The sequence below is a fragment of the Rheinheimera sp. F8 genome (genome assembly GCF_001518915.1).
In genome coordinates this window covers 1,421,318-1,437,338 of the sequence record NZ_CP013656.1, presented here as the reverse complement: position 1 = coordinate 1,437,338, position 16,021 = coordinate 1,421,318, and the positions used below count along the sequence as shown (strand labels likewise).

The following is a 16,021-nucleotide window of genomic DNA, read 5'->3' as shown; positions in this document are numbered from 1 at the left end:
TTTCGTTTGATTTCGTTAAACTGTTTTGGTGACTTTATTTAAGCCTGGTGGTGCATCCGGGTTAACACCACGGCTGCGCGCAACCGCTTCGACATCGAGATAAAAACGTTGTAATAACAACAGCGGCAGGACGCGTGGATGGCTGGCAAGCTGACCATGATGCAGATGCACCAGGCTGGCGCCACGGCTTTGTACTTCGGCGATCTGCGCTTTGTGCGCCTGGAACGCTTCGTCCTGGATCGACACATCGATAATGGCAAACTGATCTTTGACCAGCGTGACCGGGCCATGCAGGAACTCTGCGCTGGAGAAGGCTTCGGCGTGAATACCGCAGACTTCTTTTAATTTCAGGGCGATCTCACGCGAAATGGCATAACCAGGACCACGACCGAGTACCACACAGTGCTGGACGCCGGCCACCGACTCGGCAGTCAGTTGTGCTGGCAACTGCTGCGCCTGTAATAACAGTTCAGGCAACTGATCGACCGCTGTTTGCAGGTCACGGTCAGCGGACCAAACCGCAACCAGCTGCAATAAAGCGCTTAAAGTGGCCAGATAACTCTTAGTTGCAGCAACGGCTTTTTCCGGCCCGACAAACAACGGCACGACAAAATCGGCCTGCTCTGCCAGTGGCGACGTGGTGTCATTCACCAGAGCAACCACCAGCGCGCCGGTGTTCTTCGCCATCGCGACCTGCGCCAGAATGTCCGGGCTACGGCCACTTTGCGAAATACAAATCACCAGTGCATCAGTCAGTTGCAGCTGTTTGTTGTACACACTGGCAATCGATGGCGCAGCTGCCACAACGGGCAGACCAATCACACTTTCAATCAGATATTTACCGAACACACCGGCATGATCTGATGAACCACGACCGACCATGTAAACATATTTCGGCTGACGCTGACGGATCTGCGCAACCACCGCGGCAATAGTTGCAGCATTGGTCTGGAGCTGCTCACGGATACGGATTGGGGCTTCTGCGGCTTCTTGCGCCATGATGGTGCTGGTCATGCGAATACTCACTTCATTGATTGGAGACGGATAAAAATTCTTGGCCATTGCGGGCCCGACGTTGCCGGGCAAACCAGACAGCACCAAATTCAGGCGCCGCCTGTGCTGGTACAATTAACGCTTGCACCTGTGCGGATAAATACGGCTGCACTTTATAAGCAAGGCCACCAATCAGCGCGAGGCGCGGCGGATCCAGACTGAACAACCGCAAGGCAATATTCTCAATATGCCGGGCACCGGCCTGAATAATCTCTGCAGCGACCTGATCCCCCTGCTCTGCAGCGGTAAAAATCAACGGTGCATAACGGGCAAATACAGTCGGTGTGGCATGCATAAAATGGCTGACGATTTCCAGTGTTCCACTAACCCCAAGAGCTTCAGTCAGCAGCTCCGTCAGCAATGTTGCCGCACCAATCTGATCTTTGTGCAGCAGCACATGATGGACCAGCTGATTGCCGAACCAGGCGCCACTGCCGTTATCACCATAAGGGAATCCATGGCCACCGATATCCAGGCACTGACCTTTCACATCAGCCAGGCCACAAGAGCCGGTGCCAATAATAATCACCGCGCCATCGTCGCCTTTGTGCGCGCCAATGCAGGCCGTATGTAAATCGGAGGTCAGATGGAATTCGGCAAACGGATGTTGCCATTCACTGAATAGCTGAAAATATTGCGGCATATTAACGCCGGCCAAACCAGCACCCGCGATCAACCGCGACATGTCATTAAAGGTCATGCCAGCGGCCAACAAGGCTTGTTGTGTTGCGGTCAGAATAGAATCGGTCGCGACTTTCATGCCACGCAATGGATTAGCCGGCCCACCCAGCCCCTCTCCCAACAGCTGATCTGCGGCATCGACGATCACCACACGGCATTTGCTGCCACCACCATCAATGCCCAGATACAATGGGCTGTGCTGCCCTGCTTCGCTACTCATCTAGCACCCTCGTTGCACGAAATGCGACTGTCTTTGCCGTGTTTGAAGGCCTGTAATGGCCCCTGTAGAAATATTCGGCACTTTTAATTATGACAGCGTTGTCATTTTTTCAGTTCAGCATATAATAATTTTGACAAATAACAAGACCCCTGATTAAAAATCAGACTTAATTTAGCTGTATTGTCAGTGCGCATATTAAAAACAAAATAAAAATCAGCGAGTTAACTCAGTCACTTTGCCGTAATCTCTGAGGAAAACCGCTTAAAACGGACGAGCAGTGTGTCCACTCTGCTTTTTGCAACAGGAAATACGATGAAGAGATCTCAGCTTGTTTTTGCCACAGCCGCCGCTGCGTTGCTGTTTGCGCCCACGCTGTTTGCCCGCCAGTTTACTCAGCAGACAGACTTAAAGACATTCGCCAGTCAGGCTCAGTTTGAGATGGCCGTGATTAGTAATTTTCAGGACAAACCCGGTACTTTTAAAGGCCAGTATCGTCTGCACAATCAATCCGCTCAGGCTTTGGCTGCAGGGACCGGCAACTGGCAAATCTATTTCCATGCCGTGCGTCTGCTCAGTGCTGACGTTCAATCCGGCCTGAAACTGGAGCATATTCAGGGCGACTTACATCGTCTGACCCCAACCAAAGCATTTAAAGGCCTGCCGTCTGGCGCCGTCATCGCTATTGAAGTCAGTGGTGCGCCATCACTGGTCAGTTACAGTGATTTTATGCCGCGAGCCTTTATCGTCGCAGGGTCGTTACAACCGGAGATCTTCCGCAACACCGACACTGAAGATTTGACGAAGTTTGTTGCACCGTTTCGGCATAAAGAACAGCTGTATCGTTATCAAAAGCCACAACCTGACTTATATAAAGTGGCCGACAGTCAGAGCCGTTATCAGGACAACTTAGCAGTGAATGCGCCGCTGAATACGGATCTGAAAGTAGCGGACCAAATCATTCCAACGCCAAAACAACAACGCCTGACCGGCGGAACAGTGCTGCTGGATAAACAATGGAGCATCCGTTTTCCTGGTAGGCTCACGGCCGAAGCCGCTTATCTGCAGGAACGTTTTGGTCAGGCAGGACTGGCGCTGAGCAAAACTGCGGGCATTGCCGACACGGCGGAAAAACAGATTGTGCTGCGTGTCGACCCCAGCTTAAAAACGGCGGAAAGTTACCGCTTAACGCTCACCGACAGCCAAATCAGCATCAGCGGCGCAGATAATGCCGGGGTGTTTTATGGCCTGCAGTCGCTGTTAAGCCTGACGCCAGCACAATTTGACAGCGTCAGTCTGGCGCAGCAGGAAGTTAGCGACAGCCCACGTTATCGCTGGCGTGGCATGCATTACGATATGGGCCGGAATTTCCATGGAAAAGCAGTCACGCTGCGGCTGATTGAGCAGATGGCACGTTACAAAATGAATAAACTGCATCTGCATTTAACCGAAGATGAAGGCTGGCGTCTGGAGATCCCGGGCCTGCCGGAACTGACCGACATCGGTGCAACCCGGTGTTTTGATCTCAGTGAGCAGCAGTGCCTGCTGACCCAGCTGGGCACTGGCCCGCACAAAGATGGCTCCGGTAATGGTTTTTATAGTCGCGACGATTTTATTGAGATCCTCAAATACGCCAATGCCCGCCACATTGAAGTGATCCCGGAAATTGATATGCCGGGGCATGCCCGCGCAGCGATCAAATCGATGCAGGCGCGGTATCAGCGGCTGCTGAAACAAGGCAAAAAAACTGAGGCAGAACAATATCTGCTGAGCGATCCGCTCGATACCTCAAAATACATGACGGTTCAGAACTACAGCGATAACTCGGTCAACGTCTGTATGGACTCCAGTTATGCCTTTATCGACAAAGTGATTTATGAGCTGCAGCAGATGTACCGCGCCGCTGGTCTGAAGCTGAGCACTTATCATATGGGCGGTGATGAAGTGGGTGCCGGTAGCTGGACTGCATCACCACAATGTCAGGCGTTGTTTGCCAAAGCACTGCCGGGCGTGGCCGGGGTCGCCGATTTAAAACCTTATTTTGTCAGCAAAGTCGCCGACTTATTGCACAAACGCCAACTGGCACTCGGCGGCTGGGAAGACGGCCTGATGTATGACCCGGTCAACCCGTTTAACCGTGATCAGTTTGCCAGCAAACAGGTGTATGCCAACGTCTGGGACAATATCTGGGAATGGGGCGTGGCAGATCGGGCGTACCGGCTGGCCAATGCCGGTTATCAGGTGGTGTTGTCACACGGCACGCACTTATATCTTGATCACCCGAACGAAGCCCATCCGGAAGAGCGTGGTTATTATTGGGCGGCACGTTATACCGACCCGAAACGGATCTTTGGTTACATGCCAGACCATGTCTATGCCAACGCCGATAAAACCCGCAGTGGCGCCGTGATCACCGATTTGGAACAGTTGGTCGGCCGCGCGCTGCCGACGCTGGAAAAACCGGAAAATATTCTGGGCGTACAAGGCCAGGTCTGGACCGAAACGATCCGGACCGCTGAGCAATTGGAGCAGATGTTATTTCCACGTCTGGTGCCGATCGCTGAACGTGCCTGGCATCATGCGGCCTGGGAAGGCGATAAAGCCGACACTGCTGCGCGTGATAAATCCTGGCAGTTGTTCGCCCGTGTCATGGCGGAAAAAGAGCTGCCGAAAATGAGTCTGGCCGGCGTGCATTATTATTTGCCGGTCGTCGGCGCGGAGATCAAAAACGGCACGCTGCAGGCCAATGTGTCATTGCCGGGTCTCGGCATCGAATACAGCCTGGATCAAGGCAAAAGCTGGCTACGGTATCAGGAAGGCGTGCAAGTGAGCGCCAATGCCGAAGTCTGGTTGCGCAGCCGCAGTGTCGATGGCCGCAGCAGCCGGATCAGCAAATTGCCGGATAATACGCCGCAGCACTGATCACACTGAAACATAACGAGGCCGGTGTAAACCGGCTTTGTTATGTCTGCAGCATCAAAAAATTTAACCCTTACACCCGTCCCGCCAGGATCTGTTCCATCACCGCAGTTGTGCGTATCGCGCTATCGCCTGACGACGGATGTGGCGCCTCCCCCCGGATCTGCGCAGCGATATTCGCCACATGGTATTGCTGAATATGCGGCGGATTCTCGATAAACAGTTCCTCTGTCACTCCATTCTCCGTCAGTTGCAACAGCTCGTCCTGAAACACCGAAAAATGGATATGGCCCTTGCTGCCGATAATTTCGACCGCATCGCGCCGGCCGTCGGTGCCAAAATGCCAGAAACCGCTGCCAGTCGCGACATGCCCGACGGCATCCGGTGCAAACCGCCACTGCGCCGTCACCGCATCTTCGGCGGCATACAAACCTTGTTGGTTCAGCGCTTGTCCCTGCACTTGCGTGATGTCGCCAAGTAAATACATCAATAAGTCGAGGCCATGACTGGCGAGATCAACAAAATAACCGCCACCAGCCTGCGCCGGATCAGTGCGCCAGTTGGCAGCGCCGGTTAAATCGAGCGGATTGGCACTGCGGCTGAAGTTCCACTGCACATGGCGCACAGTGCCGATGCGCCCGGTATCCAGCCATTGTTTGATTTGTAAAAACCGCGGCAGACTACGCCGGTAATAGGCGACAAATAACGGCACTCCGGCGGCAGCAAATGCCGCATTCATTTCTGCACATTGCTGAGTATTCAGCGCCATCGGCTTTTCGACACAACAGATTTTGCCGGCCGCTGCGACTTTTAACGCGTACGACAAATGGCTGTCGGGCGGCGTGGCGATATAGACGGCGTCAACTTGTGGATCGTTGATCAAAGCATCGGCATCGCTGTACCAGACCGGCACCTGATGACGGGCCGCATAATCAGCCGCCTTGGCGGCATCACGGCGCATCACCGCCTGCACGACAAAACCAGGCGTTTGCCGATAAGCCGGGCCACTCTTCACTTCAGTGACATTGCCGCAACCCAAAATGCCCCAACGCAGCGGCTGAATATTATGCTTCATGCCCCCCTCTCCTTCAGCCTGTGGTTACAGGCCACAATCACCGGCACTGGCAGGTACTTTCGCTGCGACGGTATCGATAAAAGTCTGGCCACCTTGTCGCAGCAGTTGCAATTGCGCATCAACCTGCGCCGGACTCAGCTGTTGGTCGGCAATATACATGACCCAATCGATATCCTGCTGATATTGCCTCAGTAAATCTGACGCCACTGGCCCGCCGCTGCCGTCGGCCCCGCTGGCCATAAACCACAGGTTAAAGTTAATCGACATCCAGTCTTCCGGTACCACAGCTGCAGTGTGCTCGGCGAACAATTCGCCATCGACATAATAACGTAGCTGCTGTGACGATACCTGCAGGACCAGCGTGTGCCAGCCGGCCATCGAACCAGGCCGGCGACTATGCTCGTTCAGCGCCGTCCACGGCTGGAGCTGAAATGTTTCCCAGCTGGTGGCCCAAAGTGCCGCTGCAGAGCCCTGCCCCCAACCGCCATTTGGCAGATACTCAAAATCGGTCTCGCTGTAATCGGTATGCAAATCGGCCTGCAGCGGACTGATGGCATAAAATGTCTGGATCACAACATCGCCGTCCGGACCAAATGCCGGCGCATCCCGGAACAACACCCGCGCGGCATAAGTGCCCATTTTGTATTTACGCTGGTGGCAAATCTGCACTTGTCGCGTGTTGCTCCCCTGCCCGTCCGTGCTGGCACTCAGTTGCAAAGCACCGGCCGGAGCCTCTGCCGACGCCGGTAAAAATGCCACTGCATTGCTATCCCATTGCGCCCCTGGCAAACCGGGATGACCGGCCTGATGGCGTACCAGCCAGCCGTGCGCCTGAAACTCAGCCGCAGATTGGTAGGCAAAATCATCAAACAATAATGGCGCAGAGCCGGTCTGAGGTTGTTGCGACAGCGATGGCTCGCCGACGCAGCCGAATAACATAACAGTACTAACGCTGATTAACGGGGAGATCCGCATCTTATGACACTCCTTCAGATGATAAACAGCAGTGATGGTGCCGCACAAATGACATCGCTGTCATAATGGTTTTTACATATTTTTAATATCAAAGTGATATCCGTCGTGAAAACATCAGGTTAGATGCATCTGGTCGTCTGCGTTATCATGCCACAATGCGGTGCTATTACCGGAACGCGGTGTCGTTAAAAACGTCCCAAAAAAAAAGGATGCATCGCTTACGCACTGCATCCTGAATACCCTTGGATAAGGATTGGCAAATAAAACACAACATCCGTTGCAGCTGTCCTGTACCAGACGGTGATCCGGTACAGGTGTTCCGGGGCAAAGCGGAACACAGCGCCTGCGAATAGACTTCTACAGGGAGACAATCGATAAGAACCAACTACTAATCCGTATCGATGAACAGATACTAGCCAATTTATGACAGCGTTGTCAATATTTTATCAAATCGCAAATAATTATTTTAATTCATATATTTCAACTGCTTGCGTATATATGAAAAAATAAATCTGAAAAAAAATCAAAAATTAATCGTGCGCTGTCATCAATTTACCAAATCATGCATTAACTTACCGATAACATTTTAACGGTTAATTATCCCTTTTTTATCACTTTTTCGTCAGTTTCTGCCGCAGTGGATGCCCTATCCTGCCGCCGGCTGATCAAACGTCAGCACTGCGGCTGCAGTGTTTTTACTGCGCCGGCTCCCACTCACATCAATGCTGAAGATGGATATGACATTCAAACAAAAAGTGGCTATACCGCTGCTGACCGTGACTGCGCTGACCCTGAGCTGGTACATCATGCAACACCCGTCCGTTCCTGCGGCACCAGTGGCTGCACGACCGGCTGTGCACATTCAGATCAGTCAGGTGAAGACCAGCCCGCAGCGTTTTACCATTCGCAGTCAAGGCATACTGGAAGCAAAAGTCAGTGCACAAATCGCTGCTGAAGTCGCCGGGAAATTGGTCCGGGCCGACGTGCAGGTCGGCCAGTTTGTGCAACAGCATCAGGTGATAGCACAACTTGATATTGAACAGACCCAGGCACGGCTGGCGCTGGCAGCCGCTGAAATTGCCGCGGCAGAAGCAGAACTGAGTGAAAGTCAGGCGCAGGCCGAAGTCGCGCGGCATCAATTAGCTGGCCTGCAGTTAAAAACCTCAGCACTGGCACTGAAGCAACCGCAGTTAAAAAAGGCTCAGGCCAGTCTGGCCGCTGCACAGGCGCAATATAATTTCCTGAAGACGCAGCTGAATAAAGCCGAGATCCGCGCACCTTTTGCCGGCCTCGTCACTGCCAAACACGCCGAGACCGGCGACTATGTGCAAACCGGCGATGCTTTTATCACACTGGCAGCAACCGACACTGCACGGATCCGCGTCCCACTGACGCCCCACCAGCTGACATTGCTGGGGCAACCGGATGGCCTGCTGACACAGGCAATACCGGTGCAGGTGATCAGCGAGCAGGCCGGCCAGCCATTTTACCGCCCTGCTCGCCTCGTGCGCACCGAAGCGGCCGTTGCCAGCAACGAACAATTACATTACGGCGTGATTGAACTGCCAGACCCTTATTTTTTGCGCAAAAATGACAACGCTGTCAATTCGATCGTCTTTGGCAGTTTTGTCGAAATCAGCGTTGAAGGTCAGCATGCATTTGCCGTGACAGCGGTACCGGACAAACTGCTGCTAAATGGTAAGCAACTGATCGTCGTTAAAGATTCGCGACTGGAGATCCGTGATGTCGACGTCATGCATCGCAGTGGTGAACTGGCTTATATCCGCCATGGCATCAACGATGGCGAATGGATCGCCACCACACCGCTGGCTAATCCTATTCCGGGTATGCAGGTCGCAACCGAAGCCACACCTTTGTTGGCTGAACCCAATCGTCAGACCGCATTTGCAGGGGCTGTGCAATGAAAAACCGCGGTGTAATTGCCTGGTTTCTGGCGAACCCCATCGCTGCGGGCCTGGCCACATTATTTATCCTCTGCGCCGGCCTGGTGTCGGCCTACAGCATCGGCAAACAATATGAGCCGGTACAGCCAAGCAAACTGATTAGTATCAGCACCCACTATCCAGGCGCGTCACCACAAGAAGTGGAAGACGCCATTCTGGCCAAAATGGAGGAAGCGATCCGGCCTTTACCCGGCATCCGCAGCTTCAGCAGCGAAGCACGTTATGGCAGTGGCACGCTGGTGCTGGAGGCCAAAGATCCATCCGCGTTGCAGGCTTTGCTGGATGAAGTGCAACTACGGATCAGCAGTCTGTCGGCCTTCCCACAGGATGTGGAAAAGCCGCTGATCGAGGTGGTCCGCAACTGGCGCCGGGTGATGTTTGTGCAGATTTATGGCGACATGGATCAGGCGACGGTGAAAGAAGTCACCAAGCAGATCCGCGATGAAATTGCCGCGCTGCCTGGCATTGGCCGTGCCCATATTCCCTGGCTGGCCCGTTATGAAGTGGTCATTGAAGTGCAGCCGCTGCAGCTGCAGAAATATCAGTTGTCGCTGGCCGGCATCGCTGAGCAGGTAGAAGCTGCCTCCGGCAATATTGGCGCCGGCTTGCTCAGAAGCTCCGCCGGTGATTTACAGATCCGCGCCGCGGTGCAGGCCTATTCACCGGATGATTTTGCTGCGATTGCGTTACGTCAGCTGCCAGACGGCACTGTATTACGGCTTGGTGATGTCGCGACGATCCGCAATGGCTTTGAAGAAAAAGGCGCATTTTTTGGTTACAACGGCCAGGCCGGCGAAGCCATCAGTGTCGAGTCGATTGACGACCAGAATGACATCACCATCGCCGCCACGGTCCGCCAGTATCTGGAGCAAAAACGCCGGCAACTGCCGGCCGAAATCAAACTGGACGTCTGGTCGGATAATTCGTATTACCTGTCCAGCCGGCTGGGTCTGCTGGTTGCCAATCTGCTGTCCGGCGCCCTGCTGATTTTTGTCTTTATCAGTCTGGTGTTGAGTCCGCGCAGTGCGGTTTGGGTGGTCGTCAGCCTGTTGACCTGTATCGGGGCAACGCTGGCATTGATGCAACTGCCCTGGTTTGGCCGCCTGACTATCAATATGTATAGCCTGTTTGGTTTTATTCTGGTGCTGGGCATTCTGGTTGACGACGCCATTGTAGTTTGTGAAAGCGTCAGCGCCGAAGCCGGGCTCAGTGGTAAGCAGGACCGCAATACTGTACTGCGTGGCACCCGCAAAGTGGCAGTACCGGCCACATTTGGCGTGCTGACAACCATGCTGGCATTTGTACCGTTGCTGTTCCTGCACGGCGAACTGGCACAAATGTGGTACACCATCGGCATGGTGGTGATTGTGGCGTTGTCGATGTCGATCCTTGACAGCAAATGCCTGCTGCCATCGCATCTGGTCCGGACTGCTCCGCCTAAAGAGCCTGGCCGGCTCAGGCGTGCCGTTGCCCGGGGCATTGAGCGGCTGCGTGAACAGTATTATTTGCCTTTGTTGTGCCGCTTGTTACAACAACGCTGGACCGTGCTGACCGGCGCCTGCGCGGTATTGCTGCTCAGCGCTGCGCTGGTGCAGGCTGGTCATATCCGCACCTTGTTGTGGCCAGCCGTGCCCAGTGATTTCATCCAGGTCAATATTCAGGGTGAAGTCGGTCTGCCGAACCAGCAGGTGCATCAGCTGGTGCAACATTTCTCGGCCCGGTTACAACAGCTGGATGCGCAGCTTAAAACTGAAACTGGTCAAAGTGTGGTGCAGAATCAGCTGTACTGGCGTCAGGGCGACTCCGGCGCCGGCATGTTTATTGAGCTGAGTAAAAGCGAAGTGCGCGGCATCAGTACCGCCGAGGTGATTCAGCGCTGGCGGGCGCTGGCCGGCAGACCCGCGGGCTTAAAGACCGTCAGTATGGACGCGGCCAGCAGTACCGCCGGACCCAATCTGGCGCTGACGCTGACGGCCGCAGACAGCAAAGTACTGCAACAGGGCGCTGAACAGTTGCGCCAACAGCTGGCGCTGCAACCTGGTGTGCAGGATGTCTATGACAGTATGCAAAGTGGCAGTGAGCAGATTGAACTGCAACTGAAACCACTGGCACAAAGTCTTGGCCTGACCGTGGCTGAAGTTGCCCGCCAGGTACGCGCGGCCGTGCATGGCATTGAAGTACAGCGGCTCATCAAAAATGCCGAAGAAACCCGTGTCATGGTGCGGTATCCGGCGTATGCCCGCAAGGAAGTCAGCGACCTGGCGTCCTTACAGATAAAGCTCAGCAATGGCCGGCAGGTGCCGTTTCAGCTGGTCGCAGATCTGCAGCTGAGTAACGGCATCGCACAGATCCAGCGGCTGAATGGCCAGCGTGCAGTCACCATCAGTGCTTATATCGACCCGCAACAGATCTCGCCGGAACAGGTGATGCAACACCTGCAGACCGTGATCCTGCCCGAATTACAGCGCAATCTGCCCGGCCTTGGCACCGAGCTCAGCGGTGCCAGCCGCGAAACCGCCGAATTGCTGCATCAGTTGATCTGGTCAGCGGCGCTGGTGTTAATCCTGATTTACGCCGCACTGGCTATTCCACTGCAATCATACAGCAGACCGCTGCTGGTGCTGGCCGTGCTGCCATTTGCTATGACTGGCGCCGTGCTGGGCCATGCGGTGTTGCAGCTTGACCTGTCGCTGTTATCACTGCTTGGCGTTCTGGCGCTGTGCGGGGTGGTGGTCAATGACGGATTGTTATTGCTGGATAATTTGCGCCAACAGCCGGACGCGCCGCTGCAACAGCAGTTGGTTCAAGCCTGCCGCGACCGCTTCCGTTCCTGTTTGCTGACCTCGGTGACCACCATTCTGGGCCTGTTCCCAATTATTTTTGAAACCAGCCAGCAGGCGCAGTTTGTCATTCCGATGGCGGTTTCGGTGTGCTTTGGCCTGATGCTGTCCACGCTGGTGACGTTGCTGCTGCTGCCGGCTCTGGTGTTGGCGCTGGCCGATATCCGCCGCGTTTTTGCGCCGGAACTTGCAGTCCCTGTTGAACTATGAAAAGGAGATCCTGATGAGAAACAGCGGTTTAGATTATCTGAAGTTTGGTATGGCGCTGATGGTGATAGGGATCCATTGCGCCAGTATCGGTTACCACAGTGAGTTGTGGGGGGTGCTGACGGCACAGGGCTTGTTCCGGGTAGCCGTGCCGGTGTTTTTTATTATCAATGGCTACTACCTGTATGACAGCATCCGCAAAGGCCAGGCTACGGCCATAGTGTCGCAGCTGTTTATGCTGTTTACCTGCTGGCAACTGATCTATCTGTATTTTTATGCCGACCAGGCACTGACGCAGACCGATCAGTTTTTAACCACCTTACTGCTTGGTTATAACCATTTATGGTACCTGTCCGCGCTGGTGGTCTCGGTCATCGCCGTTTATTTCATCCGGCGCGGCAGTACCCGTCAGCTCAGTTATTGGGCGGTCAGTCTGTATCTGTTTGGCGTGTTGCTGCAGTACGGTACCAATTATCAGTGGCTGCCGATGGAAAATGGCTATCTGTATTTTCGCAGTGCGTTGTTTTTCGGTATTCCATTTGTACTGATTGGTTTTTTGCTGCGGCGCGAAGGCATCTCCCGCTTACCCGGCCGTTTTCCGCTGTTGTGGCTGCTGGGCGCACTGAGTTTATTGGTGATCGAGGCTGCACTGAATTATCAGCAACATCAGCAGGTGGTCGGGTACGACCTGCCACTCAGTGCCCTGCTGGCAGCGCCGGTGCTGTTCCTGTGGGCGCTGGGACTGCCATCCGTCAGTTCGGGCCGCTCCAGGCTGTATTCACAAATGGCCACCACTATTTATCTGATCCACCCCTGGTTTAACTATCTGCTGCACCTGCTGAATGTGCCACAGGGCTCGATCGGCAAATACGCCGGTTCCGTGCTTGGTTCGATGGCGGCTGCTTATTTATACCTGCTGTTTCAACAACTGCTCAGTAAATGGCAACGCGCCACCCTGAGTACAGACCGTGTCAGTTAACAACACAAGGTGATTATGGACCGTCGTATATTTTTGCAATCCGGCTTACATGCCGTACTGGCTGCCGCCACTCTGCCCTGGGCTGGCTGGGCTCTGGCCGCCCCGACCGAAGCAGCGTTATTACAACAGCGGCTGCAGCAACTGTTGGCGATACCAACACCTTATCTGCAGCAGCATCTGCCGCAGATTTGGCAAGATCTGACCGCGGCGGAACGCCAGACGCTGGCTGGTTTTTTAGTCGCGGCAGATCCGGCGGCGAACTGGTTAAAAGACGCCGGAGCCGGGCCATTGCTGAAGCAAATCAGCCGCGCTTTATATACCGGCAAACAGCTGCCGGGCCGGCCGGATGGCCGGTATGACCCGGACGGTGGTTATTGTCGCCAGCTGCTGCCAAAACTGTATAAAGCCCGGCTGACCTGCCACGGTCCGGTGAATTTCTGGCACAGCGTGGAAGGAGTGTCCTGATGTCGCAACAACCTTATGATGTCGTGATAGTCGGTTCTGGTGTCGCCGGCGCCATGACCGCCTGGAAAGCCGCCCGCAGCGGCCTGAAAGTGCTGATCCTCGAAGCCGGTCCGCGCCTGGAACGTCACCAGCTGGCCAGCCGCCACCGTGCTTCGTCACGCTGGGATTCGATGGCGCCCTATCCGGCCCAGCCGCATGCCCGTCAGGCCGATCCGATTGGCGATCCGGCCTATCTGACGTCAACGGCACAGTCTTACGACACCACATATATCCGCGCCGCCGGTGGTACCACCTGGCACTGGGGCTCAGCGTCGTGGCGCATCCCAGCCAAAGACTTCCGGCTACAACAACATTATGGTGTTGGGCGCGACTGGCCGATCAGCTATCACGATCTGGAAACCTATTACGCCGAAGCAGAACGCGAAATGGGCGTATCGGGCCGCGACATTCCGCATCTGGACCTGCCGCGCAGCAGTGCCTTCCCGATGCCACCGCCACAGTTTTCAGTGATGGATCAGGTGCTGGCCGGTCCGCTGAAGGCCATCGGCATGGAGCTGTTTCAGGAGCCGGTCGCACGCAACAGTCAGTTGTATGACAACAGGCCGCCGTGCTGTGGCAATAACAATTGTGTGCCGATCTGCCCCATTGGTGCGCAATACTGCGCCGATATGACATTAACCAAAGCGCTGCAAGCCGGTGCCGAAATTCGCTATAACGCGATCGTGCATCAGCTGCAGGATCAGTCCGACGGTCAGATCAACGGCCTGTTTTATCTCGATCCGGCCGGCCAGCGCCATCAGGTGCAAGCGCGTTGTTATGTACTGGCCGCCAATGCGATCGAAAGTTGCAAAATCCTGCTGATGTCGGTGAGCCAACACAGCCCGGCCGGTCTTGCCAACAGTTCAGGTCTGGTCGGCTGTAACCTGATGGACCACCCGCACATTTACGCCACCTTTGACTGCAGTTTTCCGGTGTACGCGGGGCGTGGTCCTATTGGTATCACCGGCATTACCCAGTTTATGGATGGCGATTTTCGCCGGCAGATGGGCGCAAAAAAGTTCTCGATCTTAAACGGCAACCAGCTCGAACCAGTCAGCGAAGCGCTAATTGACCAGGGCCTGACCGGTGAAGCACTGAACCAGGCGATCCGGCATCAGGCGGTCAGACGGTTCAGCTCTTATGTACAACATGAACAGTTGCCACATCCGGACAACCGCATCACGTTACATCCGACCGAAAAAGACGTGCTCGGCCTGCCGCTGCCGGTGGTGCACTGGCGGGTCGACGACTATGCCCGCAAAAGTTGTGAGCACAGTGCAGAACTATACCGGCAGATCGCTAAAGCCATAGGCGCTGAAGTCCAGATTGATATGCATATGGGCTCGGATGCGCACACGCTCGGTACCACCATCATGGGCACAGATCCGACCCAGTCGGTGGTGGACGCGCAGTGCCGCGCACATGACCATCCGAATCTGTACCTTAATGGCGGCACTGTGTTTGCCAGTGGATCCAGTGTTAATCCTACCCTGACGATAGCCGCACTGGCTTTGCGGCTGGCGGATCATCTGATTAACAGGCTCAACGCAGCATGAGTCGCCGCTGGCAGTCAGCCTTGCAGCGAATAGGCTTGCTGGCACTATGTAGCAGCGTGGCACCGGCTCAGGCGGAATCGGCAGCCGCAGCGGCATACCGGCAACAACTGCCGGCACTCAGCGCTTTGCCGTCGTTTCCCCAGCCTGGTGATCATGCGGCCTGGCTGGCACTGCGGCAGCGACTTGACCATGCGGCACGGCCCGCTGCGCTTGCACAAATACAGCGCAGTGGCGTGACGTTGGCTGAGCAGACTATCGGCGGTATAACAGTGCTGACCCTGACCCCGCCGCAGCTGTGTTACCGCCAGGTGCTGCTGTACCTGCATGGGGGTGCTTTTACGCTGGGCAGTGCCCACAGCAGCAGTGCACTGGCCGCCCGGGTCGCGCGGCGGCTGGGTATGCAGGTGCTGGTAGCGGATTATGCCAAAGCCCCGCAGCAGCAATGGCAGCGGATCCAACATTCTTTGTTGCAGCTGACCAGCGAGCTGAATACGTTGTATCCGCATGGATTGGTATATTTTGGCGATTCTGCCGGCGCAAACCTCGCGACAGTAATGGCCCTGCGCACGCAGCAGCCGCCGCAGGCGCTGCTGTTATGGTCGCCCTGGGCTGAACTTGGCAATACCGGTGACAGCCGGGACAGTCTGCGTGGCGACGATCCCTATTTCAGTTATCCACGTCACCTGGCCCGGGCGGCGGCGGCCTATGCCGCGCCGGCTGACTGGCAACATCCGTGGGTGTCACCAGTCTATGCACAATATTCAGCGCAGTTTCCGCCAACATTGATCCAAAGCGGCAGTCGTGAGCTGCTGCTCAGCGACAGTATCCGGTTATATCGCAGCATGGCGGACAACGGCGCTCCGGTGCAGCTGGATCTGTATGATGGCATGCTGCATGTCTTTGCCGCTGCGTTGCCGCAGGCGCCGGAAACACAGCTGTTGCTCAAACAAATGGCAGTTTTTCTGGCGCAAAAACTGCCGGTGCCGCCGGCACAACAAGGCCAGCACCAGCAGTGCCGCAACAGCGATTGACAACGCTGTCAGTGCAATGC

General features: G+C 55.3%; 11 protein-coding genes. 7 read left to right on the top strand and 4 right to left on the bottom strand.

What is annotated here, in order from left to right; all coding sequences use genetic code 11:
* Positions 1-15 precede the first annotated feature (15 nt).
* Positions 16-1,014 (bottom strand): SIS domain-containing protein, encoded by a 999-nt coding sequence (locus ATY27_RS06575; RefSeq protein WP_208932083.1) that lies wholly within the window; start codon positions 1,012-1,014, stop codon positions 16-18.
* A gap of 13 nt (positions 1,015-1,027) precedes the next feature.
* On the bottom strand, positions 1,028-1,954 hold the full coding sequence (locus tag ATY27_RS06570; RefSeq protein ID WP_208932084.1) for a BadF/BadG/BcrA/BcrD ATPase family protein: 927 nt from the start codon (positions 1,952-1,954) through the stop codon (positions 1,028-1,030).
* Positions 1,955-2,266: 312 nt separating this feature from the next.
* On the opposite strand from ATY27_RS06570, the gene ATY27_RS06565 reads away from it, so the two are divergent.
* Positions 2,267-4,873, top strand: a complete 2,607-nt coding sequence (locus ATY27_RS06565; protein WP_208932085.1) for a family 20 glycosylhydrolase — start codon at positions 2,267-2,269, stop codon at positions 4,871-4,873.
* A 70-nt stretch (positions 4,874-4,943) separates the two neighbouring features.
* Here ATY27_RS06565 and ATY27_RS06560 read toward each other — a convergent pair whose 3' ends face one another.
* Together ATY27_RS06560 and ATY27_RS06555 are read right to left on the bottom strand one after the other, a co-directional pair.
* Positions 4,944-5,945 carry a Gfo/Idh/MocA family oxidoreductase gene (locus ATY27_RS06560; protein ID WP_244151364.1) on the bottom strand — a complete coding sequence of 334 codons (1,002 nt, stop codon included), beginning with the start codon at positions 5,943-5,945 and terminating at the stop codon, positions 4,944-4,946.
* A gap of 24 nt (positions 5,946-5,969) precedes the next feature.
* On the bottom strand, positions 5,970-6,920 hold the full coding sequence (locus ATY27_RS06555; protein WP_208932086.1) for a glycoside hydrolase family 16 protein: 951 nt from the start codon (positions 6,918-6,920) through the stop codon (positions 5,970-5,972).
* A 737-nt stretch (positions 6,921-7,657) separates the two neighbouring features.
* Between ATY27_RS06555 and ATY27_RS06550 the strand changes: the two genes are divergently transcribed.
* Genes ATY27_RS06550 through ATY27_RS06525 form a run of 6 tightly spaced genes read left to right on the top strand, consistent with a single transcriptional unit; the run spans position 7,658 to position 16,001 of the window.
* Positions 7,658-8,845: an efflux RND transporter periplasmic adaptor subunit gene (locus tag ATY27_RS06550; RefSeq protein WP_208932087.1), complete on the top strand. Its 1,188-nt coding sequence runs from the start codon at positions 7,658-7,660 to the stop codon at positions 8,843-8,845.
* A complete protein-coding gene (locus ATY27_RS06545; RefSeq protein WP_208932088.1) occupies positions 8,842-11,934 on the top strand; it encodes an efflux RND transporter permease subunit in 3,093 nt (1,030 codons plus the stop codon). Before ATY27_RS06550 ends, ATY27_RS06545 begins: the two co-directional genes overlap by 4 nt.
* 13 nt (positions 11,935-11,947) lie before the next feature.
* Entirely contained in the window at positions 11,948-12,910 is a 963-nt protein-coding gene (locus ATY27_RS06540) for an acyltransferase (protein WP_208932089.1), read from the top strand.
* Positions 12,911-12,925: 15 nt separating this feature from the next.
* Positions 12,926-13,375 carry a hypothetical protein gene (locus tag ATY27_RS06535; RefSeq protein WP_208932090.1) on the top strand — a complete coding sequence of 150 codons (450 nt, stop codon included), beginning with the start codon at positions 12,926-12,928 and terminating at the stop codon, positions 13,373-13,375.
* The gene (locus ATY27_RS06530) at positions 13,375-14,970 is read left to right on the top strand and encodes a GMC family oxidoreductase (RefSeq protein ID WP_208932091.1); all 1,596 of its coding nucleotides are present in this window, start codon (positions 13,375-13,377) and stop codon (positions 14,968-14,970) included. The genes ATY27_RS06535 and ATY27_RS06530 overlap by 1 nt, the downstream gene beginning before the upstream one ends.
* Positions 14,967-16,001, top strand: coding sequence for an alpha/beta hydrolase fold domain-containing protein (locus ATY27_RS06525; protein WP_208932092.1), 1,035 nt, complete (start codon positions 14,967-14,969; stop codon positions 15,999-16,001). The genes ATY27_RS06530 and ATY27_RS06525 overlap by 4 nt, the downstream gene beginning before the upstream one ends.
* Positions 16,002-16,021: the final 20 nt, after the last annotated feature.